Here is a 25,663-nt window from a genome sequence, read left to right as displayed (position 1 = left end):
GCACGCCAAGCTTCCTGCCTCACGCTTCCCTGCGTTCGGTTCCTACGGAGGAAGGCCGCCTAGCCGGCCTTCCTCAGTTCCTGCTTGTCCGCTTCGCTGCGCGGGATGCGGCTGTCCGGCGACGGCTTGATCGCCCGGCTGCTCTCGCCGGAGACCGACACCGGGATCTCGCCGAGCACGGTGCTGCGGCGCACGATGCGGCGGGCGCTGCCGTAGTCGTCGACGGCGATGTGCTGGGTCGCGCGGTTGTCCCACAGGGCCACGTCGCCTTCGCTCCAGCGCCAGCGCACGATGTTCTCCAGCCTGACGATATGGGACTGGAACAGGTCCAGCAGCGCCCGCGAATCCCGCGAGTTCAGCCCGACGATCCGCTGCGCGAAGTGGCCGAGCACCAGGGCCTTCTCGCCGGTTTCCGGGTGCACGCGCACCAGCGGGTGCTCGGTCTCGTAGAGGGTGGAGGTGAACTCCTCGCGGAAGCGCTTGTTGGCCGCCACCTCGATCTGCTTGGGTGCGGCATAGTCGTAGTCGTTGGTGTGGCGCACCCACAGGCCGTCGGCCAGCCGCTGCAGCGGCTCGGGCAGGTCGCGGTAGGCGCTGACGGTGTTGGCGAACACGGTGTCGCCGCCGGCTTCGGGGATCACCTCGCCGCGCAGGATGGTGATCTTCGGGTAGTCGGCGACGAAGGTGATGTCGGTGTGCCAGGAATTGGCCCGCGAGCGCTCGGAATCCACGTCGAGGATACCGGCGGTGTTGTCCGCACTGTGCACGGTCGGATGCACCACCAGCTCGCCGAAGCGGCGGCCGAAGGCTTCCTGCTCGTCGTCGGTCAGGTGCTGGTCGCGCAGGAACAGCGCCTTGTGTTCGAGCAGCGCCCGGTTCAGTTCGGCGAACTGCTCGTCGCTCAGCTCGGTCAGGCGCACGCCGCTGACGATGGCGCCGATGCGGCCGGTTAGGGGTTGGATGGTCAGGCTCATGGATTCTCTCCCTGGCAGTGGTGCCGATACGCTGGTTGGTCGGGTCGGCCGCTGATGCGGCCTCGATGGATGGGGCTTAGCTCGCGGCGCGCTGGCGGCGCTGCGGCAGGTACTGGTTTTCCGGCCGGGCCAGGCCGAAGTGCTCGCGCAGAGTGGTGCCGCTGTACTCCTCGCGGAACAGCCCGCGCCGGCGCAGCTCCGGTACCACCAGTTCGATGAAGTCCTCCAGACCGCCCGGCAGCCACGGCGGCATGACGTTGAAGCCGTCGGCGGCGCCGTTCTCGAACCATTGCTGGATGCGGTCGGCGATCTGCGTGCCGGTGCCGACCACCGTCCAGTGGCCGCGGGCGCCGGCGATGCGCAGGTAGAGTTCGCGGATGCTCAGCTGCTCGCGCTCGGCCAAATCGAGCAGCAGCGCCTGGCGGCTCTTGCCTCCATTGGTTTCCGGCAGATCGAGGGGCACTGGGCCGTCGAGGTCGTAGCCGGAAAGGTCGGCGCCGATCATTCCCGACAGCAGCGACAGGCCGACCTGCGGATGAATGAGGTCCTGCAGCTTCTGGTATTTCGCCCTCGCCTCCTCCTCCGTACGGCCGACGATGGGCAGGATGCCCGGCAGAATCTTCAGCTCCTCGGGGCGGCGCCCGTAGCGCGCCAGCCGGCCCTTGACGTCGGCGTAGAAGGCCTGGGCGCTCTCCAGGCTCTGGTGGGCGGTGAAGATCGCCTCGGCGCTGCGCGCGGCGATTTCCCGGCCGGCCTCGGAGGAGCCGGCCTGCACCAGCACCGGATAGCCCTGCGGCGGCCGTGCCACGTTCAGCGGCCCCTTGACCTGGAAGTGCTTGCCCTTGTGGTTCAGCACGTGGAGCTTGGCCGGGTCGAAGAACTGGCCGCTGGCCTTGTCGCGGACGAAGGCGTCGTCTTCCCAGCTGTCCCACAGGCCCTTGACCACGTCGAGGAACTCGCCGGCGCGCTCGTAGCGCAGGGCGTGCTCCGGGTGCTCGTCGCGGTTGAAGTTGGCGGCCTCGGCCGGGGTGTTGGAGGTGACCTGGTTCCAGCCGGCGCGGCCGCCGGAGATCCAGTCCAGCGAGGCGAACTTGCGTGCCAGATGGTACGGCTCGTTGTAGGTGGTGCTGACGGTGCCGATCAGGCCGATGCGCTCGGTCACCGCGGCCAGCGCCGAGAGCAGGGTGAAGGGTTCCAGGTGCGAGGCCCGCGCGGTCTTCGCCACGGTGTCGAAGTTGCCGCTGGCGGCGGCGTTGCTGCCCTTGCCCACGGCGATGCCGTCGGCGACGAACACCGCGTCGAACTTGGCCGCCTCGGCGAGCCGGGCCACCTTGAGGTATTCGCCGAAGTCCAGTTCGGCCCCGGCCGGCACGTCCGGGTGGCGCCAGGCGGCGACGTGATGGCCGGTGGACATCAGGAAGGCATTCAGACTCAGTTGACGCTTGCTCATGGGGTTCCCTGTCGGTCGAGACGTTTCGATACCGCCCTCTGCGGCGCTGACAGGGAGGGAGCAGAATGCGTGCCAATCCTTCCAAGACACGAAAATGCCGGTTTTTCGCTGGCAGATCGCCGCCAACTGTTGGATTTTGCGCAGCCAGGGCCGCGTTCTGGCGGTTTTGCGGCAGCTCGGCAAGGCCGGGGCGCCAATCAGTAGTTATGGAATAAGCAAATCAACTTTAATTATTTTTAAACATATGCATGGCCGATTAGAGTCATTTTCCAACCCAACCCCTTAGCCCCCTGATAACGAGGCCGCCATGAACGCCCCCGTCCTGACCCTGCCTCCCCACGAAAACAGCCGCGAGGAAATCCGGGCCAAGGCGCTGCTGTTCGCCGATCCGCGCTCGCAGCAGCTCCTGGCCCAGGCCGAGCTGGTCGCCGCCAGTCCGGTGCCGGTCCTGATCCAGGGCGAGACCGGCACCGGCAAGGAACTGCTGGCGCGCCACCTGCACAAGTGCAGCGGGCGCAAGGGGCCGTTCGTCGCGGTAAACGGCGCGGCGATCAACGAGAGCCTGGCCGAGAGCGAGTTCTTCGGTCACGAGGCCGGCTCCTTCACCGGCGCCAGCGGCCGTCGCGAAGGCTGGTTCGAGGCCGCCCAGGGCGGCACCCTGTTTCTCGACGAGATCGGCGATCTGCCGCTGGCGCTGCAGGTCAAGCTGCTGCGCGTGCTGCAGGAGCGCGAGGTGGTGCGGGTCGGCGGACGCCGGCCGATCCCCATCGACGTGCGGGTGGTCACCGCGACCCACGTCGACCTGCAATCGGCGATCGCCGCCGGGCGCTTTCGCGAGGACCTGTTCTACCGGCTGAACATCGTCACCCTGAGCATTCCGCCGCTGCGCGACCGCACCGGCGACATCCTGCCGCTGGCCGAGCATTTCCTCGGCCACTTCGCCCGCGAGCACGACCGCCCGCAGCCGCAGCTGAGCCACGAGGCCGCGCAGAAGCTGCTGGCGCACAGCTGGCCGGGCAACATCCGCGAACTGGAGAACACCCTGCAGGGCGCCGCCCTGCTCGCCGGCGGCCCGCTGATCGAGGCCCGCCACCTGCAGTTCAGCCGCCGCACGGCGCCGCTCCGGGGCGGCGCGCCGGCCAACGACGACGCCTCGGCCGAACAGCTCTGGCAGGGCATCCGCCAGCAACTGCAGGAGCTGCTCGACCATCCCCAGCAGGACCTCTGGGCGCGCTGGGAGGCGCTGCTGCTGCAGACCACCCTGAGCCGGCACCACTTCAATCAAGTGCACAGCGCCGACCGCCTGGGCATCAGCCGCCACGTCCTGCGGACCCTGATGAAACGCCACGACCTGCTCCCGCCGCCCCCCGGCGCCCGCTACGGCGCCCACTCCCAGGCCGGCATGCTGGGCACGGAGCCATCCGCGCTGGCGGCCTTGGCGGAAAACGCCTATCGCGAATGAATTCGCTCCTACGGTTTCCGTCTCAGGCCGGCACCGAGCCGGCCTGAACGGATTCATCCGCGATCAGGGTGCGATGTCACTCCCGCGTATGCGCCAGCACCGGCTCGCCCTCGATGGCGCGGGACGGGCGGCCGTCCGGGCCGACCGGCACGTCGCCGACCAGGGTGATGCGGTATAGCTGCCGCGGGAAGTCGCTGTCGTAGATGTCGCTCGGCGGCAGGTGGGCAGTGGCGCGGTTGTCCCAGAACGCCACCGAACCGGGCCGCCACCGGAAGCGCACGGTGTATTCCGGACGGATCGCATGCTCGAACAGCAGCGCCAGCAGCTGCTCGCTCTCGCGCAGGCTCAGCCCGACGATGCGTTTGAGAAAGCCGGGGCTGACGAACAGGGCCTTCTCGCCGGTTTCCGGATGCACGCGCACCAGCGGGTGCTCGCTGACCAGCGGGGTCGCCGCCAGCGGCCCGGTGAACCCCGGGCGCGCCGAGCTGCCCTCGGGCGGGGTGAAGCGGTGCTCGCCGCGCAGGGTATCGACGAAGGCGCGCAGGGTCGGCGACAGGCCCTGGTAGGCGGCCACCAGGTTGGTCCACTGGGTGTCGCCGCCGTAGGGCGGGATCTCCGCGCCGCGCAGGATCGCCGCCGCCGGCGGGTTGACCGCGGCGGTGACGTCGGTGTGCCAGCCGCTCCACGGCCGCACCAGACGCTCGTCGCTGAAGCGGCTCTGGAAGCGGTCGCGCCCCACCGAATAGACCTCGGGATGGCCCTCGACGTAGCCGAACACCGGATGGCCGATGGTCAGCTCGCCGAACTGGCGGCCGAGCACCACGTGCTGCTCGTGGTCGAGGTGCTGGTCGTGGAAGAACAGTACCTTCCAGCGCCGCAGCGCGGCCCGGATGGCCTCGCGCTGGGCTGCGCCGAGCGGCCGCTTGAGATCGACGCCGTCGATGCGCGCGCCGATATGGATGGACAGCGGATGGACCTGCAGCCCTTCGGCGGCAGGCAGTTCGGAACGATGGGGACTGGCGACGGACATGGGCGCTCCTTGCGCTTGGGAGTAGGCGGCCGGCTCAGACCGCGACGTCCTGCTGGCGCTGCAGGACGTACCGGTTCTCCGGCCGGGCCAGACCGAAGTGCTCGCGCAGGGTGGCGCCGCTGTACTCCTCGCGGAACAGGCCGCGGCGGCGCAGCTCCGGCACCACCTGGGCGATGAACTCGTCGAGGCCGCCCGGCAGCCAGGGCGCCAGCACGTTGAAGCCGTCGGCGGCGCCGTGTTCGAACCACTGCTGGATGCGGTCGGCGATCTGCGCCGGCGTCCCCACCACGGTCCAGTGGCCGCGGGCGCCGGCGATGCGCAGGTAGAGCTCGCGGATGCTCAGCTGCTCGCGCCGGGCCAGGTCGAGCAGCAACGCCTGGCGACTCTTGTTCTGGTTGGTGGCGGCCAGTTCCGGCAGCGGACCGTCGAGGTCGTAGCCGGAGAGATCGGCGCCGATCAGGCCGCTCAGCAGGTTGACCCCGACCCGCGGGTCGATAAGTTCCTGCAGGCCGCGGTAGCGGGCCTGGGCTTCCTCCTCGGTGCTGCCGACCACCGGGAAGATGCCGGGCAGGATCTTCAGCTCCTCCGGGCGGCGGCCGTAGCGCGCCAGCCGGCCCTTGACGTCGGCGTAGAAGGCCTGGGCGCTCTCGAGGGTCTGATGGGCGGTGAAGATCGCCTCGGCGGTGCGCGCGGCGATCTCCCGTCCCGGCTCGGAGGAGCCGGCCTGCACCAGCACCGGGTAGCCCTGCGGCGGCCGCGCCACGTTCAGCGGGCCGCGGACCTGGAAGTGCCGACCCTTGTGGTTCAGCACGTGGAGCTTGCCCGGGTCGAAGAACTGGCCGCTGGCCTTGTCGCGGACGAAGGCGTCGTCTTCCCAGCTGTCCCACAGGCCCTGCACCACGTCGACGAACTCCTCGGCCCGCTGGTAGCGCTCCTCATGGGGCGGCAGCTGGTCCTGGTTGAAGTTCAGCGCCTCGGCCGGCGCCGAGGAGGTCACCAGATTCCAGCCGGCGCGGCCGCGGGAGATCCAGTCCAGCGAGGCGAACTTGCGCGCCAGGTGGTACGGCTCGTTGTAGCTGGTGCTGACGGTGCCGATCAGGCCGATGCGCTCGGTCACCGCGGCCAGCGCCGCGAGCAGCGTGAAGGGTTCGAGGCGGGTGCCGCGGGCGGTCAGCGACAGTTCCTCCAGGCTGCTGCCGCCGTTGCCCGAAGCCGCCGCCACCGAATCGGAGACGAACACCGCATCGAACTTGGCCGCCTCGGCGGACTGGGCGATGCGGATGTATTTCTTGATGTCGTGGTTGGCGTGCTCGGGCACGTCCGTCCGCCGCCAGGCGGCGATGTGATGGCCGGTGGGCAGGATAAAGGCGTTCAGAGAAAGTTGGCGCTGGCTCATTGCGGCTCCCTAGGGTGAAAAAACGCCGGGCGACATCTCCTGCCTCCCGAATGCGGCTTTCCCCGGCAGTAGCAGCATATGTGCCAGCCGCCGCAGGCCCGGCGCCGCGGTGTTCGGACGGGCCTCCCAGGCGCTGCGCTGTGCGGATTTCGACAGATCGTGCCGAGGCGCTGCGCCATTCGCGACAGTGGCTCGCGGCGCTGGCGCCACGAAAGCGGAAACGGCCGGCGTGCCGCTCGACAGCGACCGCCGTGGCGGCGGGACAGCACGGCTCTATAACCATTTCTTCTCAAAAAATGGCAAGCCAATTGCTATTTCGCATTAGAGGCGAGTCGCCTTGTTGCCCGTGCCCTCTTCCGCGAAAAGGAAAACCGAGATGAAGAAAAAGAATCTGCTGGCCTCGCTGCTGTTCGGCCTGCTCGGCAGCGCCCTGCTGCCGGCCGCCTCGCTGGCGGCTCCCGATCCGCTGGTGATCCGCTTCGGCGTGGCCCAGGTCGGCAAGGGCGGCGTGCCCTTCGCCAGCAGCGGGGTCGCCGGCCTGGCCGACCAGCGCAAGGCCATCCAGGAGGAACTGAACGATCCGGGTATCCGGGTCGAGTGGCACTACTTCAAGGGCGCCGGCCCGGCGGTGAACGAGGCGCTGGCCAACCGCCAGCTGGACTTCGCCGTGCAGGGCGACCTGCCGGCGGTGGTCGCCAAGGCCGGCGGCCTCGACACCCGGCTGATCACCGCCGACAACCTGCTCACCTCCACCTACCTGGTGGTGCCGGCCGACTCCCCGGCCAAGACCCTGGCCGACCTCAAGGGCAAGCGCGTGGCGCTGTTCAAGGGCACCAACCTGCACTTGGCGGTGCTGCGCGCGCTCAAGCACGAAGGGCTCGGCGAGCGCGACTTCCGCACCCTGAACATGGACTTCGCCACCATGGCCGCGGCGCTGACCGCCAAGGACATCGACGGCGCCTGGTTCGACGTCAAGGCCTTCGACCTGCAGAACGCCGGCGTCGGCCGGATCATCTACGACACCCGCGCGGTCGACCCGCGGCTGACCCGCCAGGGCCACGTGCTGGTTCGCAGCGAGTTCGAGCAGCGCCATCCGGAGATCGTGCAGAAGGTGGTCACCGCCCTGGTGAAGACCGCGGCCTGGGCCTCGGCGCCGGCCAACCGCGACGACGTGATCCGGCTCTGGGCCAACTCCGGCACGCCGGTCGAGGCCCTGCGCGCCGAGCAGGAGGGCCAGTCCTTCCCCCGCCGCTATTCGCCGCGCCTGGACGCCTTCTTCGTCGACCGCTACCGCGCCACGGTACGGGAATCCCGGGAACTGGGGCTGATCCGCAAGGACGTCGACGTGGACCGCTGGATCGAACCCAAGTACGTCGACGCCGCCATCCGGCAGCTCGGCCTGCAGCAGCTGTGGCCGAGCTACGACGCCGACAACCGGCCGGTCGAGCCCGTCGCCGCCCGCTGAGCCCCGCCCCGGCCAGGGCTCCGAGCCTTCGCCGGCCCAGAGCCGCGCCCGCCTCGAGCGGGCGCTTGCATTCCGGCCGGCCGCCCTTTTATATCGGGCCGTCCGTGGCCGCTGGAGGCGAACGGCGAACCCACGGAGAACACCCGCGTGCAGACCGAACTGATCGTCCTGGCCGGCGCTTTCAGCGGCGGCTTCGTCACCGGGCTGGCCGGTTTCGGCACCGGCCTGACCGCCCTCGGCTTCTGGCTGCATGCCGTGGAGCCGGCCATCGCCGCCGCCCTGGTGGTGATCTGCTCGGTCGCCGGGCAGCTGCAATCCCTCTACAGCGTGCGCCGCGCCTTCGCCTGGGAGCGGGCCTGGCCGTTCCTCCTCGGCGGGATCGCCGGCGTGCCGCTGGGCGTGGCCACCCTGCGCGTGCTGGACGTGCAGACCTTCAAGGTGCTGCTCGGCCTGCTGCTGATCGGCTACACCGGCCTGATGCTCGGCCTGCGCCGCCTGCCGACCGTCGCCGCCTGGGGCGGGCGTCTGGCCGACGGGCTGGTCGGCGCCGGCGGCGGCGCCCTCGGCGGGATCGCCGGGCTGTCCGGCCCCCTGCCGACCCTCTGGTGCGGCCTGCGCGGCTGGAGCGCCGATACCCAGCGCGGGGTCTACCAGCCCTACAACCTCGGCATCCTCTGCGTGGCCCTCGGCCTGTACGCCAGCCAGGGCCTGCTCACCCGGCAGGTCTGGGAGCTGGCCCTGCTCTGCCTGCCGGCCACCCTGCTCGGCTCCCACCTGGGCTCGCGCCTGTACCGGCGGGTGAGCGACCGGCAGTTCCGCTATCTCGTCCTCTGGCTGCTGCTCGCCTCGGGTCTGGTGCTCACCCTGACCAGCCTGCGCTAGCGACCGAGCAGCATCCCGGCCTTCGCCATCGCTCATGGCCCGTGGCCATCTGCTGTGGCGTTTCCGGCAGCCTGCGGCGCCCGCTGCCGGAATCTGCACAGCGCGCCCGTACCCGCCACCAGCCGGCAGCCCTGCCGCCGCCCGGCGGAACGGGACGCTGCCGCGGCGAGGCCGGTAGAACGCTGGCCCTGGGCCTGTTATGTCTTTTTCGATGTTTAATTTGGAGAAATAGAAGCGGTTGGCATAACCCCTGCAACAGCATCCTGCACCCGCCACGACTGCACGGGGCAGTCCAGCATCAGGCAACAGGAAGCCAACCGATGAAACGCACGCTGCTCCTTCCCCTCCTCGCTGCGCTCGCCGGCAGCTGGCTGGGCACCGCCCCGGCGGCCGCTGCGGACGCTCCGCAGGTGATCCGCTTCGGCATGGCCACCATCGGCAAGGGCGGCGTGCCCTACGGCCCGGACAACACCTCGGAGCTGGCCCACCAGCGCCGGACCATCGAGGACGAGCTGGCAGCGGACAACGTCAAGGTCGAATGGATCTACTTCAAAGGCGCCGGCCCGGCGGTGAACGAGGCGCTGGCCAACCGCCAGCTGGATTTCTCCATGCAGGGCGACCTGCCGGCGGTGGTCGGCAAGGCCGGCGGCCTCGACACCCGCCTGATCAGCGCCGACCGCCTGCTCAGCTCGCTCTACCTGGTGGTGCCGGCCGACTCCCCGGCGCGCAGCATCCAGGACCTCAAGGGCAAGCGCGTGTCGCTGTTCAAGGGCACCAACGGCCACCTGACCGCCCTGCGCGCGCTTCGCCATGAGGGGCTGACGGAGCGCGATTTCCGCATCGTCAACATGGACTCGGCCACCGCCCAGGCCGCCCTGACGGCCAAGGACGTGGACGGCAGCTGGCTCGGCCCGGAGGCGTTCGAGCTGCAGGGTAAAGGCATCGGACGGATCGTCTACGACGCCCGCGCGGTCGATCCGAAGATCAGCCGCCAGGCCCACGTGCTGGTGCGCGGCGAGTTCGAGCAGCGCCATCCGCAGATTGTGCAGAAGGTCGTCGACGGCCTGGTCAAGTCCGCCGCCTGGGTCGCAGACGATGCCAACCGCGAAGCCGCCCTGGCGCTCTGGGCCAACTCGGGGACCTCGGTCGAGGCGCTGCGCCAGCTGCACCAGGGGCAGTCGTTCCTGCGCAACTATTCGCCGCGCCTGGACGCCTTCTTCATCGACCGCTACCGCGCCACCGCCCGGGAATCCCGGGAACTGGGCCTGATCCGCAACGACGTCGACGTGGACGGCTGGATCGAGCCGAAGTACGTCGACGCCGCCATCGAACGGCTCGGCCTGCAGCAGCTGTGGCCGGCCTACGACGCCGACAACCGTCCCGTGACCCGGTGAGGCGGCCATGAGCGGAACCACCGCCGCAGCGGCGCAGCGACCCAACCTGGCCAGCGTGATCCTGCTGGCGACCCTGGCCGGCATCGGCCTGGGCCTGGCCAAGGTCGCCACCGCGCTCTACGCCATCAGCCTGGAGTCGTCGCCGCTGGAGCTGGGCCTGATCGCCGGGGCGCAGACCGCCGGCCTGCTGGTCACCAGCCTGCCCTGCGGGGTGCTGGTGGAGCGCCTCGGCCCAGTGCGTCTGTTCTGCCTCGGCAGCCTGCTGGCCGGCGGGATCTACCAGTTGGTGCCGCTGGTGCCGCAGCCGCTCTACCTGCTGGCGCTGACCCTGATCGTCGGGCTGTGCATGCCCTGCCGGCTGGTCTCGCTGAACACCGTGTTCATGCAGCAGCTGGCGCAGATGGGCGAGGCCCGCGCCGGCTGGTTCCGCGGCTCGCAGATGATCGGCATGCTGCTGATCGGCCCGGCCCTGGCGGCGCTGCTGGCCGACTGGCGTGGCCCGGCGGGCAGCTGGAGCCTGGTCGGCCTGGCCTTCCTGGTGCCGATCCTGCTGGCGCCGCTGGCCCTGCGCGCCGATCCGGCGCCGCGCCGGCAGGCCGAGCCGCTCAGCCTGGCCGCGGTCGGCCGCCAACTGGCCCTGCTGCGCCAGGACGCGGAGCTGCGCGACAACTGCCTGCTGGACTTCACGGTGCAGGCCACGGCGATGTTCTTCTCCTTCTTCATCGTCGCCATCACCGTGCAGGACTTCGGCTGGAGCGCGCAGCAGGCCGCCGCGCTGCTCGGCGGCCACGGCCTCGCCTACATCTTCGCCCTGTTCTTCCTCGGCCGCCTGTTCGGCAGCCGCGGCCAGGCCAGCTTCGCCGTCAGCCTGCTGCTCTGCGCCGCCGCGCTGCTCGGCCTCGGCCTGACCCACCAGCCGCTGCTGCTCTGGGCCGCCGGCCTGGTGCTGGGCGCCGGCCTGGGCACCCTGCAGATCGGCACGCTGTCCAGTTACGCGCGCTTCGGCATGCGCCTGGGCCACGGCCGCATCGCCGGGCTGTCCTCGCTGATCGGCCCGGCCGGGAGCATGAGCGGTTGCCTGCTGGGCGGCCTGCTCGGCGAGCAGCTGGGTCTGCAACACCTGTTCCTGCTGCTGGTTCCGCCGCTGCTGGCGTTTCTGCTGCCGCCGCTGCTGCGTGGCCGCTGCGCTTTCCTTTCCGCCCGGAGGACCGCTCCATGACCACCGCCCAAACCGCGAACATCGCCCCGCCCCTGGCGCTGCAGCCCTGGTCGGGCCTGGCCCGGCCGCTGCGCTGGCTGGCCGGCAAGGGGCTCGGCCTGCTGTTGCCGCTGTTTCTGCTGCTGCTCTGGCACGTCGCCGTCGCCCGCCACTGGGTGTCGGCGCAGATCCTGCCGCCGCCGCAGCGGGTGCTGGAGACCCTGGTCGAGCTGGCCCGCAGCGGCGACCTCTGGGCGGAGCTGTCGATCAGCCTGCAGCGGGTGCTGATCGGCTCCCTCATCGGCGGCGTCCTGGGCCTCGCCCTCGGCCTGCTGATGGGCCTGTCGCGCCGGGCCGAGGCCTATCTGTGGCCGCTGTTCCAGGCCTTCAGCCAGGTGCCGGTGCTCGGCTGGATTCCGCTGCTGATGATGCTGGTGGGCATCGACGAGGCCCTCAAGTACCTGGTGATCGCCAAGGCGGTGCTGGTGCCCATGGCCATCAACACCTTCGCCGGCCTGCGCAACATCCCGCAGAGCTACCTGGAGGTGGCCCGGGTGTACCGCTTCAGCCTGCCGCAGCGGCTGCGGCGGGTGATCCTGCCGGCGGCGCTGCCGAGCATCTTCACCGGCGTGCGCTTCGCCCTGACCAAGGGCTGGATCGCCCTGGTCACGGTCGAGATGCTCGCCTCCAGCGAGGGCATCGGCTACCTGATGGTGGATGGCCGGCAGATGTTCCAGCTCGATCTGGTGATCGTGACCATGCTGGTGATCGGCCTGGTCGGTCTGCTGCTGGACAAGGGTCTGGCGCTGGTGGAAACCCGTCTGCAGCGCTGGCAGCGCCAGGCTTTCTGAAGGAGCGCGAACATGTCCGATGTAACCTTGAGCAAACCCGATCTGCGCGGCTGGGCGGTACCGGTCGGCCTGGTGCTGCTGTGGTGGCTGGCCACCGACCGGCAGTGGGTCGACACCCGGATCGTCCCCGGCCCGCCGGCGGTGGTCGAGGCGGCCTGGCAGGCGGCCCGCGGCGGCGAGCTGGCGCACAACCTCGGCGCCAGTCTCGGCCGCAACCTGGCCGGCTTCGCCCTCGGCAGCCTGATCGGCCTGCCGTTCGGCGTCCTGCTCGGCCTGTCGCGGCTGGCCGAGCGGCTGGCCGGGCCGACCTTCCACGCCGCCAAGCAGATCGCCCTGTTCGCCTGGATTCCCCTGCTCTCGGCCTGGTTCGGCTTCGGCGAGCCGGCCAAGATGGCGTTCATCGCCCTGTCGGTGTTCTACCCGGTGGCGCTGAACAGCTTCGAGGGCATCCGCGCCACCCGCCGGGAGCTCTACGAGGTGGCCCGGGTGCTCGGCCTATCGCCGGCGCAGCGGCTGTTCCGGCTGGTGCTGCCGTCGGCCGCCCCGGCGATCTTCACCGGCCTGCACCTGGGGCTGATCTACGCCTGGCTGGCGACCATCGGCGCCGAATACTTCTTCTCCGCCGGCCCCGGCATCGGCAACAGCATGATCGACGGCCGCGAGCATTTCGAAATGGATCAGGTGATCTACGGCGTGCTGGTGGTGGGCGGCGTCGGCCTGCTGCTCAACCGCCTGGCCGCCTGGGTCGAGAGCCGCACGCTGGCCTGGCGTGCGGGCAACCGGTGACGAGCCGTCATCCCAAGGAGAGCAGCATGAGCCACAACGGTTTTCTCACCCTGCACGGGGTCAACAAGCGCTTCCCCCTCAAGGACGGCGAACTCAGCGTGCTGGAAGGCATTTCCCTGGACATCCGCCAGGGCGAGTTCATCAGCATCGTCGGCGGCAGCGGCTGCGGCAAGTCCACCCTGCTGCGCCTGCTGGTCGGTCTGGAGGAAGCCAGCAGCGGCAGCCTGCTGCTGGACGGCGCGCCGATCCGCGGCACCGATCCCGAGCGCGGCATCGTGTTCCAGGACCACCGCCTGTATCCCTGGCTGAACGTGGAGGACAACGTCCTGCTGGCCCTGGCCAACTCGTCGCTGAGCAAGGCCGAGCGGCTGGAGACCGTGCACCGGCACCTGGAGCTGGTCGGCCTCAAGCACTTCGCCAGGGCCTGGCCAGCGCAGCTGTCCGGCGGCATGAGCCAGCGCGTGGCGATCGCCCGCGGGTTGGTCAACCGGCCGAAGATCCTGCTGCTCGACGAGCCCTTCGGCGCCCTCGACGCCCTTACCCGCGCCCAGCTGCAGGAGGAACTGGCGCGCATCTGGCTGGCCGAGGGCATCACCACCGTGCTGGTCACCCACGACGTCGACGAGGCGGTCTTCCTCGGCGACCGGGTGGTGGTGATGGAGCCGCGCCCGGGACGGATCCGGCGCATCGTCGAGGTCGGCCTGGCGCATCCGCGCCAGCGCGACGACTACCGCCTGAGCGAGCTGCGCAACGACATCCTCAAGGATTTCAGCCAGCCCCGGGAGTCGCCGCGGCAGAGCCGGGAACGGCCGCGCCGGTTCCCCTCCTACGCCATCGCCTGGTGAGCGGTCGCTCGGCCATGCACGGAGGAAGCGGGGTAGCCCGCCACTGAGGAAACGGCAGCGGTAGCGGCGCGCAAACCGACCGCCGCTGCCCGAGGCCTTTCTGCGCGCTTCATTCGTTATTCGAAAACGGACTTACAGGAAGTTAAAAAAAAGACATCGATTATTAAAAACCCTTGATACAGCCGACATAACAACACCCTTTCGAAGTCGGCCGGTGACATGCCCATTCGACCACGAAACGCCCGCACGGCCGCCTGACGAAACACCGATCATCCGGAGAATCTAGCAATGGAAAAGTCCACACTGGCCCTGGCCATTGTGGCGGGCATCGTGGGTCTGCCTTACGTGCAGCAGGCGTCCGCCGCGGGTTTCATCGAAGACAGCAAGGCCACCCTCAGCCTGCGTAACCTCTATTTCAACCAGGATTACCGGAGCGGAACCCAGCCCCTCTCCAAGGCGGAGGAATGGGGTCAGGGCTTCGTGCTCAACGTCCAGTCCGGCTACACCCCGGGGCCGGTCGGCTTCGGCGTCGACGCCATCGGCCTGTTCGGCGTCAAACTGGCCTCCAACGCGGGGGACAATCCCGGCTACACCCCGCAGCTGTTCCCGCTGCGCAGCAACGGCAGCGCCGCCGACCAGTTCAGCAGCGTGGGCCTGACCGGCAAGGCGCGCTACTCCAAGACCGTGGCGCAGGTCGGCACCCTGCTGCCGAAGCTGCCGGTGCTGGTCTACAACGACGGCCGCCTGCTGCCGGCCACCTACGAGGGCGGGCAGATCACCTCCAACGAGATCGGCAACCTGACCCTCACCGCCGGCCAGATCGACCGCACCCGGCTGCGCGCCTCCACCGACCTGGAAGGGCTGAGCGCCGGCGGCGCCGGTACCCCGACCACCAACAGGTTCTACTTCGGCGGCGCCGACTACCGGGTCGGCAAGAACCTGCTGCTGCAGTACTACTACGGCGCCCTGCACAACTACTACGAGCAGCATTTCTTCGGCCTGACCCACACCCAGCCGCTGCCGCTGGGCAGCCTGATCAGCGACCTGCGCTACTTCCGCAGTACCTCCGACGGCAAGAACGCCAGCGCCGCCGGGCGCAGCGACGGCTACCGGGTCGCCGACGCACGGGTGGCCGGTGACCCGCACAAGGGCGAGATCGACAGCGACCTGTGGAGCGCCCAGTTCACCTGGAAGGTCGGCGGCCACGCGCTCAGCGTGGGCTACCAGGAAAACATCGGCGACAGCGAGCTGGCGCGCATCTTCTCCGGCCCCGGGGTGACCACCTACACCATCGCCAACCGCCACGTCGGCGGCTTCATCCGCCCCGGCGAGCGCGTCTGGGTCGGCACCTACACCTACGACTTCGCCGCCCTCGGCGTGCCCGGCCTGACCGCCCGGCTGTTCTACAACAAGGGCTACGACATCTCCGTCGCCGGCAGCTCGCGCCACGACCACGAGTGGGAACGCGACGCGCGCCTGGAGTACGTGGTGCAGAGCGGCCCCCTGAAGAACCTCAACCTGGCCTGGTGGAACGCCTCGCTGCGCAGCACCGTGCGCAGCCAGCGCGACATCGACGAGAACCGCCTGGTCATCGGCTATACCCTGCCGCTGTTCTGAGGAACCCTCACCAGCGCGGACGTTCCGTCCGCGCCCTTCTTGCCTCCTTGCCGGAATGCGGGCCCCTTGCTGCCTTTGCTGATGGCAATCTGGGTAATAATCACCTAACTAAATATTCTTTTATGGAATAAAAAGATTTTCCTATAGTCGTCCCATTTCGTCGAAAACCCCAGGATGCATTCATGAAGCGACTGTTTCGCTCCTCCCTGCTGGCGGCCGGTCTGGCCCTGGCCGGCGCCGCCCAGGCGACCACCCTGCTGAACGTCTCCTACGACGTGATGCGCGACTTCTACAAGGAATACAACCCGGCCTTCCAGAAGCACTGGCAGGCGGAAGGCAACCAGCCGCTGCAGATCCAGATGTCCCACGGCGGCTCGAGCAAGCAGGCGCGGGCGGTGATCGACGGCCTGCAGGCCGACGTCATCACCATGAACATGGCCACCGACATCAACGCCCTGCACGACCAGGGCAACCTGATACCGGAGAACTGGGCCGAGCGCCTGCCCGACCACAGCGCGCCCTTCACCTCGGCGACCGTGTTCATCGTGCGCAAGGGCAACCCGAAACAGCTGAAGGACTGGCCGGACCTGCTCAAGGACGGCGTGCAGGTGGTGGTGCCCAATCCCAAGACCTCCGGCAACGGCCGCTACACCTATCTCTCGGCCTGGAGCTACGTGCTGAAGCACGGCGGCGACGAGAAGACCGCCCGCGACTTCGTCGGCAAGCTGTTCCACCAGGCGCCGGTGCTCGACACCGGCGGCCGCGCCGCCACCACCACCTTCATGCAGAACCAGATCGGCGACGTGCTGGTGACCTTCGAGAACGAGGCGGAAATGATCGCCCGCGAATTCGGCCGCGGCGAATTCGAGGTGGTTTACCCCAGCGTTTCCGCCCAGGCCGAGCCGCCGGTGGCCGTGGTCGACAAGGTGGTGGACAAGAAGGGCACGCGCAAGGAGGCCGAGGCCTACCTGAAGTACCTGTGGTCCGACGAGGGCCAGCGCATCGCCGCCGGCAACTACCTGCGTCCGCGCAACCCGCAGATCCTCGCCGAGTTCGCCGACCGCTTCCCGAAGATCGAGCTGGTCGACGTGGTGCAGACCTTCGGTCCCTGGCCGCAGATCCAGAAGACCCACTTCAACGACGGCGGCCTGTTCGACCAGATCTACGGCAGCCACTGACAGTCCGGCTGCGCAGGGCGGGAGCGGCGAGCCGCCGTTTCCCGCCCCGACGCCGGCAACCGCGCCCCGCCACAAGAACGGAATCACCATGAAAAAGAACGTCTTCGTCTTCAGCCGCCTGGCGCCCGAGCACCTGCAGCGGCTGAGCCAGAACTTCAACGTCACCCTCCTCGACCCCGGCCGGGACATCGACGCCCAGTACGCCGCCGCCCTGCCCGAGGCCCACGGCCTGATCGGCGTCGGCCGGCGCTTCGGTCGCCAGCAGCTGGAGCAGGCGCGCCGGCTGGAAGTCCTCGCCAGCGTCTCGGTGGGCTACGACAACTACGATCTGGCCTACCTGGACGAGCGCGGCATCCTCCTCACCAACACCCCGGACGTGCTCACCGAGACCACCGCCGACCTCGGCTTCGCCCTGCTGCTGGGCGCCGCCCGCCGCGTCGCCGAGCTGGACGCCTGGGTCAAGGCCGGCAACTGGCAGGGCCCGATCGGCCCGGCCCTGTTCGGCACCGACGTGCACGGCAAGACCCTCGGCATCGTCGGCCTCGGCAAGATCGGCGCGGCCGTCGCCCGGCGCGGGCGCTTCGGCTTCGGCATGGAGGTGATCTACCACGGCAACGGCCGCAAGCCGGAACTGGAGGAGGAGCTGGGCGCCCGCCACCTCGGCCTCGACGAACTGCTGGCCGAAGCGGACTTCGTCTGCGTGGTGGTGCCCCTGAGCGAGCGCACCCGCCATCTCATCGGCCGCCGCGAACTGGCGCTGATGAAGCCTTCGGCGATCCTGGTCAACATCGCCCGCGGCCCGGTGATCGACGAGGCGGCGCTGATCGAGGCCCTGCAGCAGAAGCGCATCCGCGCCGCCGGCCTGGACGTCTACGAGAAGGAGCCGCTGGCCAGCTCGCCGCTGTTCGAGCTGGACAACGCGCTCACCCTTCCCCATATCGGCTCGGCAACCGACGAGACCCGGCGGGCCATGGCCGAACGGGCGATCGACAACTTGGAACGCGCCCTGCTCGGCGAACGCCCGCGGGACCTGGTCAACCCGCAGGTCTGGGCCCGGCGCCAACCAGCGTAAAGAGAGACAGTCCCGCACGGCACGCCGTGCGGGACGGGGCGGATCAGTCGCGATCCACCGCGAAGGGCATCCAGGCCTGGCGGGTCGGCATGACTTCCAGGCGGTTGATGTTGATGTGGTCCGGCAGGCTCGCCACGTAAAAAATCTGCTCGGCGATGTCCTCGGCGGTCAGCGGGGTGGTGCCGCGGTAGAGCCGGTCGGAGGCGGCCTGGTCGCCCTTGGTGCGGACCAGGGTGAACTCGGTCTCGGCCATGCCCGGGGCGATGTCGGTCACCCGCACGCCGGTGCCCAGCAGGTCGCAGCGCAGGTTGTAGGAGAACTGCTTGACGAAGGCCTTGCTCGCGCCATAGACGTGGCTGCCCGGATAGGGCCACTGGCCGGCCACCGAGCCGAGGTTGACGATACTGGCGCCTGCGCCGGTCTCGATCAGGGTCGGCAGCAGCGCATGGGTGACGTTGACCAGCCCCTTGACGTTGGTGTCGATCATGGTGTGCCAGTCCTCCAGCGCCACCTTCTGCGCCGCCTCCGGCGCCAGGGCGAGGCCGGCGTTGTTGATCAGCGCGCGCACCCGGCGGAAGTCCTCCGGCAGTTCCTCAATCACTCGCAGCACCGCCTGCGCATCGCGCACGTCCAGTGCGGCGACGTGCACCGGCACCCGGGCCGCCAGTTCTTCCTGCAGGGCCTGCAGGCGCTCCAGGCGGCGCCCGGTGAGCACCAGGGACCAGCCGTCGGCGGCGAAGCGCCGCGCCGCGGCGCGACCGAAGCCGGAAGTGGCGCCGGTGATGAATACGACCTTAGCCATTTGCAATCCTCTTGTTTGCGATTATTGGTCTGTAGGTTCCATTCCCTTCCAACCCCTCGGCCGAACGGCCGCGACTGCTGGCCAGCCGTGGCCGTAGGAGCGCCCTGGCTCTCGAACCAGAGATGCACGCAGGACCTTGAAAGGGTTTTCCGTCAGTTCTCGTTCGGGGCGGGCGAAACGGAGTTTACGGGCATTCGGTGGCCAGCATCGATTTCGACGCACGCCGGTCCCGTACGAGCTCTCAGCGCAGCATGCCCCAGCGCTTCACCGTCACCCGTTCGAGCAGGTTGAACACCAGATTCTCCACCAGCAGGCCGATCAGGATCACCATCGCCAGGCCGGCGAATACCTTGTCGGTATACATCTCGTTGCGGTTCTGGAAGATGTACCAGCCGAGCCCGCCCTTGCCGGAGGAGGCGCCGAACACCAGCTCGGCGGCGATCAGGGTGCGCCAGGCGAAGGCCCAGCCCACCTTGAGGCCCGACAGAATCGACGGCAGCGCTGCCGGGACCAGGATCAGGGCGACGAAGCGCAGACCGCGCAGGCCGTAGTTGCGCCCGGCCATGCGCAGGGTTTCCGAGACGCCGAGGAAGCCGCTGTAGGTATTCAGCGCCAGCGCCCAGAGTACCGAGTGCACCAGCACGAAGACCAGGCTCTTCTCGCCCAGGCCGAACCACAGCAGCGCCAGGGGCAGCAGGGCGATGGCCGGCAGCGGGTTGAACATGGCGGTCAGGCTCGACAGCAGGTCGCGGCCCAGCTGGCTCGACACCGCCAGGCTGGTCAGGACGAAGGCCAGGACGATGCCGATCAGGTAGCCCTTGATCAGCACGCCGAGGGAGATCCCGACCTTCGCCGGCAGCTCGCCGCTGGCGATGCCTTCGGCGAAGGCCCGGGCGGTCTGCAGGAAGCTCGGCAGCAGCAGGTCGTTGCCCTGGTAGCGCGCCGCCAGCTCCCAGACCAGGGCGAGCAGCGCGAGGATCAGCCCCTTGCGCAGCCAGCCCTGCTGCCACAAGCGGGTGGCCAGCGGCAGCTCGCGCTCCAGCGGCTGGTCGGTGAGCGGCTGCAGGGAGATTTCGTACTCTTCCCGGCGTACGGGCGAGGGATGGATCATGGGAAGGATTCCTGTAGCGAGTGGAGTCCGGCAGTGCCGGCGGGTGGCGGTCAGCAGGACAGGCGGATGTCCTGGAAGCGCAGGTCGAGCGGCACTCGCTCCGGCGGCTCGTCGAACAGCAGCCCGTGGATGCGCTGCGCCGCCTGCTGGAAGGCGATGCCGCCGAGGCTGTGCAGGTCGAACTGGTGGCTGTTGACTTCTGCCCGCACCCGTCCGGGGTGCGGCGACAGCAGCAGGATGCGGTTGCCGACCACCAGCGCCTCCTCGATGGAGTGGGTGACGAACAGCAGGGTGAAGCGCACCTCCTCCCACAGCGCCAGCAGCTCCTCCTGCATCCGGCGCCGGGTCAGGGCGTCGAGGGCGGCGAACGGCTCGTCCATCAGCAGGATCTTCGGCTGCATGGCCAGCGCGCGGGCGATGGCCACCCGCGCCTTCATGCCGCCGGACAGGGTGCGCGAGGCCAGGAGCGGGAACATGACGTTCTGCTTCACCGTCTTCCACGGCGGCAGCTGGTCGAATTCCTGGAACACCACGATGCGATCCGGCCCCGGCCGGCTGACCCGCTCGCCGTCCAGGCGGATCTCGCCGGCGCGCGGGGCGATGAAGCCGGCCACCGCCTTGAGCAGGGTCGACTTGCCGCAGCCAGACGGCCCGAGCAGAACGAAGCGGTCCGCCGGGTCGACCTCGAAGCTCACCTCGTGGGTCGCCCGCACCACCCGCTGCGGGGTGCAGTATTCCAGGCTGACCTTGTCCACCTGCAGCAGCGCCCCAACGGGCGCCGCCGGCCGGAGATTGCTGGCCGTGTGGCCTTGCAATAGGGCATTCATCGGCTTCAGCTCCCCTGGGCCAGCTTGGCGTCCGGGAAGAAGTAGTCCTGCCAGGAGGCCGGCTTGTTCTTCAGCGCACCGACGCGGTGGAGGAAGTCGGCCAGCGGGTAGGTGTTCTTCGGCGTCACGCTGAACTGGTAATCGTCGCCGGCGATGATCTTCAGCAGCTCTTCCTTGCTGATCTTCGCCCCGGTCACGCGGATGTAGGTTTCCGCCGCGGCGGCCTTGTCGTGCTGCGCGAAATCGGCGGCCTCGGCCAGGGCGTCGACGAAGGCCTGGTAGGTCTTGGGGTTCTCGGTGCGGAACTTCTCGGTGGTGTAGAGCACGGTGGGCGAGTTCGGTCCGAGCAGGTCGTAGGTGTTGAGCACCACGTGCACCTTCGGGTTCTCCAGCGCCTGGTTCTGGAACGGCGGGTTGGAGAAATGCGCGGTCAGCTCGGTGGCGCCGCTGGTCAGGGCCGAGGTCGCCTCCGGGTGCGGCAGGGCCACCGTGTACTTGTCCAGCCGGTTGTATTCCTTGTCGCCCCACTGCTTGGCCGCGGCGTACTGCAGGAAGCGCGACTGGATGGAGACGCCCACCGCCGGCACGGCGATGCGGTCCTTGTCGGTGAAGTCGGCGATGGTCTTCACCTTGGGATCGTTGCTCAGCAGGTAGTAGGGGAAGTTGCCCAGCGAGGCCACGCCCTTGACGTTCTGCTTGCCGTGGGTGCGGTCCCAGATGGTCAACAGCGGGCCGATGCCGGCTCCGGCGATGTCGATGGAGCCGGACAGCAGCGCGTCGTTGACCGCCGCGCCGCCGGACAGCTGGGTCCAGTCGACCTTGATGTCGAGGCCGGCCTCCTTGCCGTGCTTCTCGATCAACTGCTGGTCGCGGACCACGTTGAGCAACAGGTAGACGATGCCGAACTGCTCGGCGATGCGGATCTGGCCTTCGGCGTGGGCGGCGGTCGGTGCCGCCAGGCTACCGGCCAGCAGGCTCAGGGAGACGCCGATGGCGCCGGCCAGCCGGCCGAGGCGCGAGCGACCGGAGGGGAATTTTTCGCGTGACATGACGAACTCCTGGAAATTTCTGACTTCTGGTCGAGCGGTCGCCGCTCAGAACGGCGCATCGCCCTGGATGGTGGTGCGGTGCATGCGGCGGCGCAGGTGGTTGGGGCAGCCGGTGGCCAGGTGGATGAGCGAGCGGTTGTCCCAGAACAGCAGATCGTTGGGCTGCCACTGGTGGCGGTAGACGAATTCGGAACGGGCGCTGTGGGCGAACAGTTCGGCGAGGATCTGCCGGCTCTCCTCCTCCGGAACGTCGACGATATGGGTGGTGAAGTTCTCGTTGACGAACAGCCCCTTGCGCCCGGTTTCCGGGTGGGTGCGCACCACCGGATGCTCGACCGTGCGGACCTCGGCCAGCTGCTCCGCGCTCAGCTGCGGCCGGCGGATGCCCTCGAACACCTCGTCGTCGTAACGGGCGGTGTAGGAATGCACCGCGCACTTGCCCTCGATCGCCCGGCGCAGCGCTTCCGGCAGGGTCTCGTAGGCGCGTTGCTGGTCGGCGAACAGGGTGTCGCCGCCCTCCTCCGGCAGCTCCTGGGCGTAGAGCATCGAGCCCAGGCTCGGCACCTCCTTGTAGGACAGGTCCGAGTGCCAGAACTTGCCGGCATCGCCCAGGCCGACGGGTTGGCCGTTCTCGACGATGTTGGAGATGACGAAGACTTCCGGCTGCCCGGCGAGCTGGAACTGTTTGAGCACGTGGATCTGCAGCTCGCCGAAGCGGCGGCTGAAGGCGACCTGCTGCGCCGGGGTGATGCGCTGGTCGCGGAAGATCAGCAGCTTGTGCTCCAGGTGCGCGCCGTGGACACGGGCGAAATCCTGCGGACTGAGCGGGCGGGACAGGTCCAGACCGACGAGCTCCGCACCCAGGCCGCCGTCCAGGGGACGGATCTCGAACGATTGGGCGGGAGCGTCGGTTACGGGCACGAGGGATTCAACCGCTGACATGGATATCTCCAAACGCATGATCGGGCGACGGCCCGAGGGACTGTCACTAGGCGCGAATGGCGCGCTCATTCCTGTTTCATGCGGCTCGGCGGTTGGCCGGCGAGTACGCGACGGCCTCAATCTAATGGAATATAAAAATAAATTTAAATAACGATTTTGAATTAACTTATGGTCGACCGTTCCTCGTCCATTCGCCCCAAGCCAAGGAAAGTCCGCCGCGGACTCTTCGAGCGCTGCGGCGACGACTCCGCGTTCGATATCGAAACGCCGCCCAGATCGAGACGAACGTCACGAACAGCTCTTCCGGTCGACTCACGGCAAGAAACCGGAAACATGGAACGGTGATAGTGAATGGCTCGCCAAGGCACTGGATCGACTCGCTTTTTCCATCCATAAGGAACAGTCGTACCTGCTTCAGCCTGTATTTTCAGGCTTACCCAGTGAAGAATCGGGCAATAATGCCTGTCGTATTCGGCAACGGAGTCTGTCGACCTATTTTCATCGAAAATTCGAAGAACAATCATGCCAATACACCATTTCGACGCCATCCCGCAGCGCTTCGCCTGCGTCGTGGGCGCGCCCCGCTGCGGCACCACCTCCCTCTCGAACTACCTTGCGGAGCATCCCGGCGTTACCTTCTCCTCCGTCAAGGAACCGCACTTCTTCTCCCGCTACGACCTCAACGGGCTCCCCGACGCCGAACTGCGCCAGGCCCTGCAGAACGACTACTTGCCGCGCTACTTCGGCCACTACTCTGCCGACCGTCCGCTCATGGCCGAGGGCTCGGTGTCCTACCTCTACGCCGCCGAGCAGATGAAGCCCATCCTGCGCGTCTGGCCCGAGGCCAAGTTCATCATCGCCCTACGCGACCCCATGGCCATGCTCCCCTCCCTGCATCAGCGTCTGCTCTACCTGGGCGACGAGGTCGTGCCCGACTTCGCCAGTGCCTGGCGCCTGCTCGGCGAGCGCGCCCGCGGCCGCCAGATCCCGCGCAGCTGCCTCGACCCGCGCTGGCTGCAGTACGACGAGATCGGCCGCCTGGGCAAGCACGTGGAGCGCTTCTTCTCGGTGGTGGGCCGGGAGCGCTGCTTCGTGGCGGTGTACGACGATCTGGCCCAGGACCCGGCCGGGCTCTACCGGCGGATGCTGGATTTTCTCGACCTGCCCGACGACGGCCGCACCGACTTCGCCGCCCGCCGGGCCGGCCAGGGCTTCAAGGTCGGTTGGCTGCAGCGCCTGCTGAAGCGCCCGCCGATGGCCGTGCGCGGCTTCATGGCCGGAGAGAAGTACCGCCTGCGGCTGAAGCCGCTGGATAAGCCGGAGCGACCTTCGCCGCTGCTCACCGCGGTGATGAGCGGGCGCAAGGCGCTGCTCGACTGGAACAAGGCGCCGGCGCCCAAGATTGCGCTCGACGCCGCGCTGCGCCGGGACATCCGCGAGACCCTGGCGGAGGACATCGCCCACCTGTCGCGGCTGCTGGACCGCGATCTCGGCCACTGGCTCGCCGTCTGAACGGCGCAAGGCGCTCGGCCGGCGACCGCGACGGAGGCCGCCTGCCCGCCCGGTATTCCCGGAAAGCGTGACATCGCCCAGCGAGAGTCCGGGATCGCTGGCCGGAGCGGCCTCGGCGCCGTAACATCCGCCGCCTCCCTTTTCCGTCGTTCGCGGCCGGCCCAGCCGGCCTCCATTTCAGGTAAGCCATGAAAGCCCAACGTCTGCGCGCCGATGTCCTGGCCGGACTCACCACCTCCTTCGCCCTGGTGCCCGAGTGCATCGCCTTCGCCCTGGTCGCCCACCTCAATCCGCTGATGGGGTTGTACGGCGCCTTCATCATCTGCACCCTCACCGCCCTGTTCGGCGGCCGCCCTGGCATGGTGTCCGGCGCCGCCGGCTCGATGGCCGTGGTGATCGTCGCGCTGGTGGTGCAGCACGGCGTGCAGTACCTGCTGGCCACCGTGCTGCTCGGCGGGCTGATCATGGTCGCCTTCGGTCTGCTGCGTCTGGGCAAGCTGGTGCGCATGGTGCCGCACCCGGTGATGCTCGGCTTCGTCAACGGCCTGGCGATCATCATCGCCCTGGCCCAGCTGGAGCACTTCAAGGCCGGCGAGGCCTGGCTCAGCGGTACGCCGCTGTACCTGATGCTGGGACTGGTGGCGGCGACCATGGCCGTCGTCTACCTGCTGCCGCGCCTGACCCGCGCCGTGCCGCCGGCGCTGGTGGCGATCCTCGGCGTTGGCCTCGCGGTCTGGCTGCTCGACCTGCCGACCCACACTCTCGGCGACATGGCGCACATCGCCGGCGGCCTGCCCGCGCTGGCCGTGCCGCAGGTGCCCTGGAGCCTGGAAACGCTGGGCATCGTCGCGCCCTACGCGGTGCTGATGGCGCTGGTCGGCCTGCTGGAAACCCTGCTGACCCTGAATCTCACCGACGAGATCACCGAGAGCCGCGGCTACCCGGACCGCGAATGCGTGGCGCTGGGCGCGGCCAACCTGGCGTCCGGCCTGTTCGGCGGCATGGGCGGCTGCGCGATGATCGGCCAGACCATGATCAACCTCGGCTCCGGCGGCCGCGGCCGGCTCTCCGGGGTGGTCGCCGGGGTGATGATCCTGCTGTTCGTGCTGTTCCTCGCGCCGCTGATCGAGCGCATCCCGCTGGCGGCCCTGGTCGGGGTGATGTTCGTGGTGGCCCAGCAGACCTTCGCCTGGGCCTCGCTGCGAGTGCTCAACAAGGTGCCGCGGAACGATGCGCTGGTGATCTTCGCCGTGACCGTCATCACCGTGTTCACCGACCTGGCCACCGCCGTGCTCTGCGGCATCGTCATCGCCGCGCTCAACTTCGCCTGGCAACAGGCCCGCGAGCTGTACGCCGACAGCCATCGGGAAGCCGACGGCAGCAAGCTCTACCGGCTGCACGGCACGCTGTTCTTCGCCTCCACCACGCCCTTCCTTGACCAGTTCGACCCCGCCGGCGACCCGCCCCGGGTGACGCTGGACTGCCGCCATTTGAGCTTCGGCGACTACTCGGCCATCGCCGCGCTGAAGACCCTGCGCGAGCGCTACGCCAAGGCCGGCAAGCACCTGCGCGTGCTGCACCTGTCCGAGCGTTGCAAGCAGTTGCTCAAGCGCGCCGGAGTCCATCACGACTGAGTACGACGGGCCTCCGCATCCAGCCCCAATCGCAGCGGCTCCTGCGATCGCGCCCCGATGGGGCGCCCGGCTGAAACCGGTCGGTTTTTATGCCTTTTTTACTTACAATTGACGAGATATTGATCGCCAGAGCCGTACCCTCAGCGCAGCGCAAAAGGGGCGGCGACGTGCACTTCAGAATTTCCC

22 protein-coding genes are annotated in these 25,663 nt (G+C 68.7%); 13 read left to right on the top strand and 9 right to left on the bottom strand.

Annotation, left to right across the window (positions count from 1 at the left end):
• Window positions 1-59: 59 nt before the first annotated feature.
• Both ACFOJE_RS11780 and ACFOJE_RS11775 read right to left on the bottom strand, forming a co-directional pair.
• Complete coding sequence (locus tag ACFOJE_RS11780) at window positions 60-974, bottom strand: TauD/TfdA dioxygenase family protein (RefSeq protein WP_377814546.1); 915 nt, start codon at window positions 972-974, stop codon at window positions 60-62.
• A 76-nt stretch (window positions 975-1,050) separates the two neighbouring features.
• Window positions 1,051-2,424, bottom strand: coding sequence for an LLM class flavin-dependent oxidoreductase (locus tag ACFOJE_RS11775; RefSeq protein ID WP_377814545.1), 1,374 nt, complete (start codon window positions 2,422-2,424; stop codon window positions 1,051-1,053).
• A gap of 307 nt (window positions 2,425-2,731) precedes the next feature.
• On the opposite strand from ACFOJE_RS11775, the gene ACFOJE_RS11770 reads away from it, so the two are divergent.
• On the top strand, window positions 2,732-3,886 hold the full coding sequence (locus tag ACFOJE_RS11770) for a sigma-54 interaction domain-containing protein (RefSeq protein WP_377814544.1): 1,155 nt from the start codon (window positions 2,732-2,734) through the stop codon (window positions 3,884-3,886).
• A 76-nt stretch (window positions 3,887-3,962) separates the two neighbouring features.
• On the opposite strand, the gene ACFOJE_RS11765 is transcribed toward ACFOJE_RS11770, so the two are convergent.
• Both ACFOJE_RS11765 and ACFOJE_RS11760 read right to left on the bottom strand, forming a co-directional pair.
• Window positions 3,963-4,916: a TauD/TfdA dioxygenase family protein gene (locus ACFOJE_RS11765; protein WP_377814543.1), complete on the bottom strand. Its 954-nt coding sequence runs from the start codon at window positions 4,914-4,916 to the stop codon at window positions 3,963-3,965.
• A gap of 34 nt (window positions 4,917-4,950) precedes the next feature.
• Entirely contained in the window at window positions 4,951-6,312 is a 1,362-nt protein-coding gene (locus tag ACFOJE_RS11760) for an LLM class flavin-dependent oxidoreductase (protein ID WP_377814542.1), read from the bottom strand.
• A gap of 376 nt (window positions 6,313-6,688) precedes the next feature.
• Between ACFOJE_RS11760 and ACFOJE_RS11755 the strand changes: the two genes are divergently transcribed.
• The 10 genes from ACFOJE_RS11755 (at window position 6,689) to ACFOJE_RS11710 (ending at window position 17,600) form a co-directional block, all read left to right on the top strand.
• Window positions 6,689-7,777: an ABC transporter substrate-binding protein gene (locus tag ACFOJE_RS11755; protein ID WP_377814541.1), complete on the top strand. Its 1,089-nt coding sequence runs from the start codon at window positions 6,689-6,691 to the stop codon at window positions 7,775-7,777.
• 147 nt (window positions 7,778-7,924) lie between these two features.
• A complete protein-coding gene (locus ACFOJE_RS11750; protein ID WP_377814540.1) occupies window positions 7,925-8,659 on the top strand; it encodes a sulfite exporter TauE/SafE family protein in 735 nt (244 codons plus the stop codon).
• A gap of 320 nt (window positions 8,660-8,979) precedes the next feature.
• Window positions 8,980-10,053, top strand: coding sequence for an ABC transporter substrate-binding protein (locus tag ACFOJE_RS11745; protein ID WP_377814539.1), 1,074 nt, complete (start codon window positions 8,980-8,982; stop codon window positions 10,051-10,053).
• Window positions 10,054-10,060: 7 nt separating this feature from the next.
• Complete coding sequence (locus tag ACFOJE_RS11740; RefSeq protein WP_377814538.1) at window positions 10,061-11,272, top strand: MFS transporter; 1,212 nt, start codon at window positions 10,061-10,063, stop codon at window positions 11,270-11,272.
• Window positions 11,269-12,102, top strand: a complete 834-nt coding sequence (locus ACFOJE_RS11735; RefSeq protein WP_377814537.1) for an ABC transporter permease — start codon at window positions 11,269-11,271, stop codon at window positions 12,100-12,102. The genes ACFOJE_RS11740 and ACFOJE_RS11735 overlap by 4 nt, the downstream gene beginning before the upstream one ends.
• A gap of 12 nt (window positions 12,103-12,114) precedes the next feature.
• On the top strand, window positions 12,115-12,888 hold the full coding sequence (locus ACFOJE_RS11730; RefSeq protein WP_377814536.1) for an ABC transporter permease: 774 nt from the start codon (window positions 12,115-12,117) through the stop codon (window positions 12,886-12,888).
• Between the two features lie 26 nt (window positions 12,889-12,914).
• Window positions 12,915-13,733 carry an ABC transporter ATP-binding protein gene (locus tag ACFOJE_RS11725; RefSeq protein WP_377814535.1) on the top strand — a complete coding sequence of 273 codons (819 nt, stop codon included), beginning with the start codon at window positions 12,915-12,917 and terminating at the stop codon, window positions 13,731-13,733.
• 288 nt (window positions 13,734-14,021) lie between these two features.
• Complete coding sequence (locus ACFOJE_RS11720) at window positions 14,022-15,350, top strand: OprD family porin (RefSeq protein ID WP_377814534.1); 1,329 nt, start codon at window positions 14,022-14,024, stop codon at window positions 15,348-15,350.
• 182 nt (window positions 15,351-15,532) lie between these two features.
• Window positions 15,533-16,528, top strand: a complete 996-nt coding sequence (locus ACFOJE_RS11715; protein WP_377814533.1) for a sulfate ABC transporter substrate-binding protein — start codon at window positions 15,533-15,535, stop codon at window positions 16,526-16,528.
• An 88-nt stretch (window positions 16,529-16,616) separates the two neighbouring features.
• On the top strand, window positions 16,617-17,600 hold the full coding sequence (locus ACFOJE_RS11710) for a 2-hydroxyacid dehydrogenase (RefSeq protein ID WP_377814532.1): 984 nt from the start codon (window positions 16,617-16,619) through the stop codon (window positions 17,598-17,600).
• A 43-nt stretch (window positions 17,601-17,643) separates the two neighbouring features.
• Here ACFOJE_RS11710 and ACFOJE_RS11705 read toward each other — a convergent pair whose 3' ends face one another.
• The 5 genes from ACFOJE_RS11705 to ACFOJE_RS11685 all read right to left on the bottom strand — a co-directional run bounded on the left by ACFOJE_RS11705 (window position 17,644) and on the right by ACFOJE_RS11685 (window position 22,331).
• Window positions 17,644-18,402, bottom strand: coding sequence for an SDR family NAD(P)-dependent oxidoreductase (locus tag ACFOJE_RS11705; protein ID WP_377814531.1), 759 nt, complete (start codon window positions 18,400-18,402; stop codon window positions 17,644-17,646).
• Window positions 18,403-18,643: 241 nt separating this feature from the next.
• Window positions 18,644-19,513, bottom strand: a complete 870-nt coding sequence (locus ACFOJE_RS11700; RefSeq protein WP_377814530.1) for an ABC transporter permease — start codon at window positions 19,511-19,513, stop codon at window positions 18,644-18,646.
• A 50-nt stretch (window positions 19,514-19,563) separates the two neighbouring features.
• On the bottom strand, window positions 19,564-20,340 hold the full coding sequence (locus tag ACFOJE_RS11695) for an ABC transporter ATP-binding protein (RefSeq protein WP_377814529.1): 777 nt from the start codon (window positions 20,338-20,340) through the stop codon (window positions 19,564-19,566).
• A 5-nt stretch (window positions 20,341-20,345) separates the two neighbouring features.
• Window positions 20,346-21,389: an ABC transporter substrate-binding protein gene (locus ACFOJE_RS11690; RefSeq protein WP_377814528.1), complete on the bottom strand. Its 1,044-nt coding sequence runs from the start codon at window positions 21,387-21,389 to the stop codon at window positions 20,346-20,348.
• Between the two features lie 45 nt (window positions 21,390-21,434).
• Complete coding sequence (locus ACFOJE_RS11685) at window positions 21,435-22,331, bottom strand: TauD/TfdA dioxygenase family protein (RefSeq protein ID WP_377814527.1); 897 nt, start codon at window positions 22,329-22,331, stop codon at window positions 21,435-21,437.
• 522 nt (window positions 22,332-22,853) lie between these two features.
• Between ACFOJE_RS11685 and ACFOJE_RS11680 the strand changes: the two genes are divergently transcribed.
• A complete protein-coding gene (locus ACFOJE_RS11680; RefSeq protein WP_377814526.1) occupies window positions 22,854-23,843 on the top strand; it encodes a sulfotransferase family protein in 990 nt (329 codons plus the stop codon).
• A gap of 188 nt (window positions 23,844-24,031) precedes the next feature.
• Complete coding sequence (locus ACFOJE_RS11675; protein WP_377814525.1) at window positions 24,032-25,477, top strand: SulP family inorganic anion transporter; 1,446 nt, start codon at window positions 24,032-24,034, stop codon at window positions 25,475-25,477.
• Window positions 25,478-25,663: the final 186 nt, after the last annotated feature.

It is taken from the genome of Azotobacter bryophylli, assembly GCF_042643485.1.
Classification (GTDB): domain Bacteria; phylum Pseudomonadota; class Gammaproteobacteria; order Pseudomonadales; family Pseudomonadaceae; genus Azotobacter; species Azotobacter bryophylli.
The sequence above is the reverse complement of the archived record's forward strand: the minus strand, read 5'-3'. Positions and strand labels throughout refer to the sequence as shown.

What these genes read in the sequence shown, in the direction of transcription:
- ACFOJE_RS11780 (WP_377814546.1), bottom strand. Translation starts at nt 974, where the DNA reads ATGAGCCTGACCATCCAACCCCTAACCGGCCGCATCGGCGCCATCGTC.
- ACFOJE_RS11775 (WP_377814545.1), bottom strand. Translation starts at nt 2,424, where the DNA reads ATGAGCAAGCGTCAACTGAGTCTGAATGCCTTCCTGATGTCCACCGGC.
- ACFOJE_RS11770 (WP_377814544.1), top strand. Translation starts at nt 2,732, where the DNA reads ATGAACGCCCCCGTCCTGACCCTGCCTCCCCACGAAAACAGCCGCGAG.
- ACFOJE_RS11765 (WP_377814543.1), bottom strand. Translation starts at nt 4,916, where the DNA reads ATGTCCGTCGCCAGTCCCCATCGTTCCGAACTGCCTGCCGCCGAAGGG.
- ACFOJE_RS11760 (WP_377814542.1), bottom strand. Translation starts at nt 6,312, where the DNA reads ATGAGCCAGCGCCAACTTTCTCTGAACGCCTTTATCCTGCCCACCGGC.
- ACFOJE_RS11755 (WP_377814541.1), top strand. Translation starts at nt 6,689, where the DNA reads ATGAAGAAAAAGAATCTGCTGGCCTCGCTGCTGTTCGGCCTGCTCGGC.
- ACFOJE_RS11745 (WP_377814539.1), top strand. Translation starts at nt 8,980, where the DNA reads ATGAAACGCACGCTGCTCCTTCCCCTCCTCGCTGCGCTCGCCGGCAGC.
- ACFOJE_RS11740 (WP_377814538.1), top strand. Translation starts at nt 10,061, where the DNA reads ATGAGCGGAACCACCGCCGCAGCGGCGCAGCGACCCAACCTGGCCAGC.
- ACFOJE_RS11735 (WP_377814537.1), top strand. Translation starts at nt 11,269, where the DNA reads ATGACCACCGCCCAAACCGCGAACATCGCCCCGCCCCTGGCGCTGCAG.
- ACFOJE_RS11730 (WP_377814536.1), top strand. Translation starts at nt 12,115, where the DNA reads ATGTCCGATGTAACCTTGAGCAAACCCGATCTGCGCGGCTGGGCGGTA.
- ACFOJE_RS11725 (WP_377814535.1), top strand. Translation starts at nt 12,915, where the DNA reads ATGAGCCACAACGGTTTTCTCACCCTGCACGGGGTCAACAAGCGCTTC.
- ACFOJE_RS11720 (WP_377814534.1), top strand. Translation starts at nt 14,022, where the DNA reads ATGGAAAAGTCCACACTGGCCCTGGCCATTGTGGCGGGCATCGTGGGT.
- ACFOJE_RS11715 (WP_377814533.1), top strand. Translation starts at nt 15,533, where the DNA reads ATGAAGCGACTGTTTCGCTCCTCCCTGCTGGCGGCCGGTCTGGCCCTG.
- ACFOJE_RS11710 (WP_377814532.1), top strand. Translation starts at nt 16,617, where the DNA reads ATGAAAAAGAACGTCTTCGTCTTCAGCCGCCTGGCGCCCGAGCACCTG.
- ACFOJE_RS11705 (WP_377814531.1), bottom strand. Translation starts at nt 18,402, where the DNA reads ATGGCTAAGGTCGTATTCATCACCGGCGCCACTTCCGGCTTCGGTCGC.
- ACFOJE_RS11700 (WP_377814530.1), bottom strand. Translation starts at nt 19,513, where the DNA reads ATGATCCATCCCTCGCCCGTACGCCGGGAAGAGTACGAAATCTCCCTG.
- ACFOJE_RS11695 (WP_377814529.1), bottom strand. Translation starts at nt 20,340, where the DNA reads ATGAATGCCCTATTGCAAGGCCACACGGCCAGCAATCTCCGGCCGGCG.
- ACFOJE_RS11690 (WP_377814528.1), bottom strand. Translation starts at nt 21,389, where the DNA reads ATGTCACGCGAAAAATTCCCCTCCGGTCGCTCGCGCCTCGGCCGGCTG.
- ACFOJE_RS11685 (WP_377814527.1), bottom strand. Translation starts at nt 22,331, where the DNA reads ATGTCAGCGGTTGAATCCCTCGTGCCCGTAACCGACGCTCCCGCCCAA.
- ACFOJE_RS11680 (WP_377814526.1), top strand. Translation starts at nt 22,854, where the DNA reads ATGCCAATACACCATTTCGACGCCATCCCGCAGCGCTTCGCCTGCGTC.
- ACFOJE_RS11675 (WP_377814525.1), top strand. Translation starts at nt 24,032, where the DNA reads ATGAAAGCCCAACGTCTGCGCGCCGATGTCCTGGCCGGACTCACCACC.